The following is a 5,149-nucleotide window of genomic DNA, read 5'->3' on the forward strand; positions in this document are numbered from 1 at the left end:
CTACTTCTACCTACCCTATAAACTCTCGAAAGTGGGGGGAGAGTGAAAAACTACGCTTTGAGAATGTCAGCAAGCGCCAGATTATAGGTTTCTGTACCTTCAATGATTGTTAAATATGCGTCCTTCAGCTTAGGTGCATACTCCGTCATAAAGGTGGCTTGCTTGTTTAATTCTCCTATCCTTTGGATGCTGGTTAAATCACCCATACAAGCCTTTTCAAAGTCAGCTAAGGTAATACCGAACTTCGCGGACAATTGACTATTTAACGCTTTACCCTTCGGGGTGACGTGGTTTTTAATTCTCATGTTTTTAGCTGGTTTTAGTTGTTTCATTTTGGTATGTCCAAATAATTGTTAGGATCAACGAAGTAGCGGTGATCTGGTTTATGGATGCTGCTACTGAATCTAACTTTATCAACAGCAACTAACCCGAAAATTAAGATTAATCCTATTAAAAAATATTGAGGATTAACCTTAATTTTAAATCGCCTACGATGCCTTGAGCGCGGGGATATCAAAGGCTGTAAGGCATTGTTCGACGTTGCTTTTGAAGGCTCTATTTGCCTCCTGGATATCGCTATTAATCTGTTTTAGTCCTTCAGAGAGTAGTTGAGAATTTTCTGTATTTTTCTCTGAAACAATTTCCCTAACTTCGTGAATCATCTGGTTAATTTTTGACTGACTCAACATAGATTTATGCTGAATAAATGCCATAATTGCTGCTTTGATTGAATCAATATCTTGATCAAAATCATCTGAGGAATTGCTAATATTTTCGGCAATTAGGGATATCTCACTAGCATTGAGAACTATCCCCATTTGATGCGCGGCGGAGGTGATTAATTCTGATTTATTGGTAGTTGCTAGGGGCGCGGGGGCGTTTTCGGTTGGTGGTGCGATAGCTTCGCTGCTATCTATATCTTCCTCAATGTATAAGTCGCTGTATTCCTGTATAGGTGCTGTATTGATAGTGTCTACAGTGTCTACATCGTCAACTACGGTCAACTGGTTAGCAGTAGACAAGAAATAGTTAACTACAGATGCAATTTCTTGATCAGTCGGGTTCTCTATGTCTTTAATGGATTGATTGACTACAGGTCTAATGTCAGATAAAGAAACCTTTACACCCTGCTTTGATAATCTGGTTTGTACTCTTTTGGCTATTGTTGTCAACATGAGTTTTCTCCTATTTAATATTTCTTGGATGTACGCCGAATGCTATTTCATAAGCTTTATCAATTGTTTCCTGTTCCTGTTGAGTGCGGGGGCGTGTGTCGTCATTGACGAGAATATCTGCACATTGATCAGCCAAATCCGAGGGGATATTCTGAGACTCAAAAGCCTTCTTATAGGCTTGTTTTTTGGTCATATTTACGCTCCTATTTTGGTTAGTTGGTTGGATTGCGACTTCGACTTATAGATCAATGCAGTAGCAACAACTGGGAGTATTACCTGCTTTGAATAACTGCCCTTAGATTTGAAACCACCGACCGAACGAAACCACCTGCTTACTGTTCCTTGATTGGGGTGTATTTCTAATCTTTCAATAAGGTCTAGAAACTGTTTACCAGTGATTCCTAAACCAATAGCAGGTAATAATTCCCGTCCTAGTCTTGTTAGTTGATCCTTAATCTCTACATACTTTGAAAAATATCTTGGTGACACTTTTCGCAAGCTGATCAACACACTAAACCCATCTTTATCTAGTGGTAATTCGCAAGTTAACATTAGTTTTTTAGTCTTACTCCAATGGGAGTCAGAAACCCGTTTACCTGCCAAAGTTTCATAGATAATTCGTGTTTGTTCCATAGTCCATAGCTGTAATTATGCAATATCAAGTTTTTGCATATATCCAGTGCAAAATAGCCGCATACCGCGTATGAGGTAGTCGCATCTTGCATTTATTGAGTGCAAGTAGGATGCACTAGGGAAAATATGCAATATCGTGTTGTCTTGACAAGCTGGTTATTTTAGCCGTTACCCTTTGCTCACAAGACTTACAAGGATGCGCGGCTGTTACATAACTTGCTTGCATACCCTTAATATAGCATGATTTAACTAATTAGTTGATATTTAGTAAAAAGATATTTAATAATTAGTGTATATTGGTTTTAAGACTACGATAACGTTACTATTTAGCAAAGGATAATGAAAGATAATCAGCACTTTATGGCAAAATTTAAACGGATAATGATACAGCTTGGGGAATACTACCAAGATTTATTAACTATTGATGCTTTTATAGCTGGTAGAACTCCTAGCGCACAGGCAGGATCACTTTTAGGAGCAAAGTTACAGGAGCGTGAACCCAAAATCAAAGAACGCCTCCAATATTTAGCTACTAAAAAAGGTGTAACTGTAGAGGAATTAACCGCAAGCATCCTTAATGGTTCTACTGACAATGACGACGTAGCAGATGACTAACTAAAGTGCGATCGCTCTCACGTCGCGCCGAAACCCGGCGTAACTTTAACGCCTAACTCACGCCAAAAGTCACGCCAAAACTATCTTAAAAGAGGCAATAAGTATTACTTATCATTCAAAAGCCCTGCCATGCAAGAGATACAGCCAAAATACCTATTTTTTACGATGCTGAATTGCATATCATTTTTTATGCTTTTATCTGCTTTTATCGCATTTATTCGATCTTTTGCAGTATTTAGCAGCATAAGCATTACAAATGCTTTATTTATACCGCTTTTCGCTGAAATACTCGATAATTAATAAAGGGCTGGTAAGAATCCAGCGATCACCTATTTAGTTACCCCCAATAACGCCAAAACCCGATGGTCGGAACATCGGGTTAAGGCAATTTATTTACTCCCATCTACTCAACTTCCATTAACAACGGTAGAGGGAAAACTTAAGTTACAAACAAAGGAAGGAGATCCTATGTCATTCAATCATAGCGCTGTAAATTCAGATTCTCAACAGTATATCAATAGTCAATTTTCTACTCCGGCTATCTGGATTAACGGGGATGCGGCTATCCACGCCCTGACAACTTTGTCCTGTATTGCAGATATACGTTTATATAATCAGCAGGAACTATCTACAGGTAGAAACTACTTCATATACGATTGCAATACGCAAGAATGGCAGATAAAAGCCCTGGCTTACCAAAATCCTGAGAACTGCTATATATATAGGATACAGCTGAACCAGGCAATAGAAAATTTCATTGGCGAGGCTGTAACGGCTAAGGAATTCTGGATACAATGCCTTGATTATTCGCTCACCTTTGCTGATTGGTGTGCGATTCAGGATCAGCAAAAAATATCCATCAAAGAAGCAATTATTCTCGCCAAAATAGCCTACGAGCGCTTATCGGGGCTTGACCTAGAAACTGAACTGGACACTCTCAGGGTACGATGTGGACAACCGTCGTTTGATTGGAATAAGAGGATGTCTAGTTTAGCAGCAGAATTTCGGCAGGAGTTAGAAAACCGAGGATTAACAGTTGATCCGGTTAATGGCGATTTAGATCAAAAACTCAAACTTGATTTACTCGCACTATCGCAAGAATCGGACCCAATCAAAAAACTCAGGAAGCGCTCTGAAATCTGTTCGTACTTTAGATTAAGTAAATCTGAGGTCGAGGAACTTTTAAAACATATCAACCGTAGCACCAACCAATCGGAATTAAAATCTTACACTCTTGATGATTTATTTGATTTGGAGAGCGAAGGATTAAGTTGGGTAATTCCTGAGATGTTACCGCGTGGTGAAACTATCATCTTAGCAGGTAGCCCGAAAGCTGGTAAGTCTTTACTTGCTGTGGATGCAGCTTTCGCGATCGCTACAGGTGAAAGCCGTTTTTTAGGGGAGAATGTAGTTGCTGGTAAAGTGCTTTTGGTGAGTTGTGATGAAAGTCTTAATTCCACAAAGTCTAAGTTAATCAAGCGCGGGTTTCGGCGTGGTGATAGTATCGAGATTTTACCCCAGTGGACGATTGATCGACTGCATGATTTAGAACAAAAAATTGAAGATTGCCGTCCTGACGTGGTAATAATTGACAGTTTGAAGCGAATTACTCACGGGTCGCAAATCAGTGAAAATTCTGCTGAATTTGCCGACAATATTTACACATTGAAAGAATTATTCGCAAAATATAGCTGCTCAGGAATTTTAATCCACCATAGCAATAAAAATAATGAAGCTACGGGCGTACATAAACTACGCGGCAGTAGCGCGATCGCCGGGGCGGTATGGGGAACATGGCAGATAGATCATATTTTGCGACCGGACCCGGACAACAAGAAAAAAATGATCATTGATCCTAAGGACCCTGTAAGAGTTCTGTCAATTTTCGCCCGCGACGCGGAAGGTCAATCCCTAAAGATTGAATTCAATCCAGAGGATAATTCCTGGGAGCGCCTGGGAATAGAAGATGATGCAGCCGAACTAAGTTACCGCGAACGGATACTAAATGTCTTAGAAAAAAACTCCCACTGTGACGGGCTATCTGGCAAAGAAATAATGAACCTATTAGGAGAGGATGGAAACAAGTCTATTTACTCGGAACTTAATAGGATGGTTAACAAGCGGTTAATCAGCTGCAAACCCGCTAACAATGACAAACGCATTAATTTATACTCACTTCCAGTTAGTCAGCAACCCCAAAATACAGGGGGGGACTCCCCCTCTCCTATACCCATAGTCCAATCTGCTAACTATTATCCTCAAACCCTTACTACATATAGCTTTGATAATAGTCAGCAGAATAGTCAGCAGATAGTTAGCAATGGTCAGCAGCTACCAGAAAAAATTAACCTGTCGACTAATGGAAACCCTTATCCCACAGCGGTTACAGTAGATAGTCAGCAGCTTTCAGAAATTGGGGGGGGAGAGGGTGTCCTTCCAGATTGTACGGAAGTCGTAAATATAGCTGATAATGTTCTAAGCGCCGAAATTCAAGAGCCGATCAAAGTAGGTGATAAGGTCTTAGTCCCACATCCACAAGCTAATGATCAAGGCGACACGGTGAGGGAAGTAGGAGGCGGCTGGTTAATGGTTGACTGGATTCCCGTGAAATTCCCGTTGGCTGCCGTGATCCGTCTTTAGATGGAGGCTGAAACAACGGTAAATCAAGAGTTTTGAAAATTAAGTTTACAAAACTTTACATCATGTCCCATTTTGCGCGTAGTGCG

At 40.3% G+C, this 5,149-nt stretch carries 6 protein-coding genes; 2 read left to right on the forward strand and 4 right to left on the reverse strand.

The window, feature by feature from the left end; all coding sequences use genetic code 11:
* Positions 1-50: 50 nt before the first annotated feature.
* The 4 genes from FJR05_RS23790 to FJR05_RS23805 all read right to left on the reverse strand — a co-directional run bounded on the left by FJR05_RS23790 (position 51) and on the right by FJR05_RS23805 (position 1,808).
* Positions 51-332, reverse strand: coding sequence for a hypothetical protein (locus tag FJR05_RS23790; RefSeq protein ID WP_168646397.1), 282 nt, complete (start codon positions 330-332; stop codon positions 51-53).
* Between the two features lie 156 nt (positions 333-488).
* Positions 489-1,175 carry a hypothetical protein gene (locus tag FJR05_RS23795; RefSeq protein ID WP_168646398.1) on the reverse strand — a complete coding sequence of 229 codons (687 nt, stop codon included), beginning with the start codon at positions 1,173-1,175 and terminating at the stop codon, positions 489-491.
* 10 nt (positions 1,176-1,185) lie between these two features.
* A complete protein-coding gene (locus FJR05_RS23800) occupies positions 1,186-1,368 on the reverse strand; it encodes a hypothetical protein (RefSeq protein WP_168646399.1) in 183 nt (60 codons plus the stop codon).
* Positions 1,369-1,370: 2 nt separating this feature from the next.
* Positions 1,371-1,808 carry a hypothetical protein gene (locus tag FJR05_RS23805; protein ID WP_168646400.1) on the reverse strand — a complete coding sequence of 146 codons (438 nt, stop codon included), beginning with the start codon at positions 1,806-1,808 and terminating at the stop codon, positions 1,371-1,373.
* A 339-nt stretch (positions 1,809-2,147) separates the two neighbouring features.
* On the opposite strand from FJR05_RS23805, the gene FJR05_RS23810 reads away from it, so the two are divergent.
* Together FJR05_RS23810 and FJR05_RS23815 are read left to right on the forward strand one after the other, a co-directional pair.
* A complete protein-coding gene (locus tag FJR05_RS23810; RefSeq protein WP_168646401.1) occupies positions 2,148-2,423 on the forward strand; it encodes a hypothetical protein in 276 nt (91 codons plus the stop codon).
* Between the two features lie 468 nt (positions 2,424-2,891).
* The gene (locus tag FJR05_RS23815) at positions 2,892-5,063 is read left to right on the forward strand and encodes an AAA family ATPase (RefSeq protein WP_168646402.1); all 2,172 of its coding nucleotides are present in this window, start codon (positions 2,892-2,894) and stop codon (positions 5,061-5,063) included.
* The last annotated feature ends 86 nt before the right edge of the window (positions 5,064-5,149 follow it).

This window comes from Dolichospermum sp. UHCC 0259 (assembly GCF_009711935.1).
Lineage (GTDB): Bacteria > Cyanobacteriota > Cyanobacteriia > Cyanobacteriales > Nostocaceae > Dolichospermum.

Excerpts from the sequence above, each read along its gene's own strand:
- FJR05_RS23795 (WP_168646398.1), bottom strand. The coding sequence starts at position 1,175 with ATGTTGACAACAATAGCCAAAAGAGTACAAACCAGATTATCAAAGCAG.
- FJR05_RS23790 (WP_168646397.1), bottom strand. The coding sequence starts at position 332 with ATGAAACAACTAAAACCAGCTAAAAACATGAGAATTAAAAACCACGTC.
- FJR05_RS23800 (WP_168646399.1), bottom strand. The coding sequence starts at position 1,368 with ATGACCAAAAAACAAGCCTATAAGAAGGCTTTTGAGTCTCAGAATATC.
- FJR05_RS23810 (WP_168646401.1), top strand. The coding sequence starts at position 2,148 with ATGAAAGATAATCAGCACTTTATGGCAAAATTTAAACGGATAATGATA.
- FJR05_RS23805 (WP_168646400.1), bottom strand. The coding sequence starts at position 1,808 with ATGGAACAAACACGAATTATCTATGAAACTTTGGCAGGTAAACGGGTT.
- FJR05_RS23815 (WP_168646402.1), top strand. The coding sequence starts at position 2,892 with ATGTCATTCAATCATAGCGCTGTAAATTCAGATTCTCAACAGTATATC.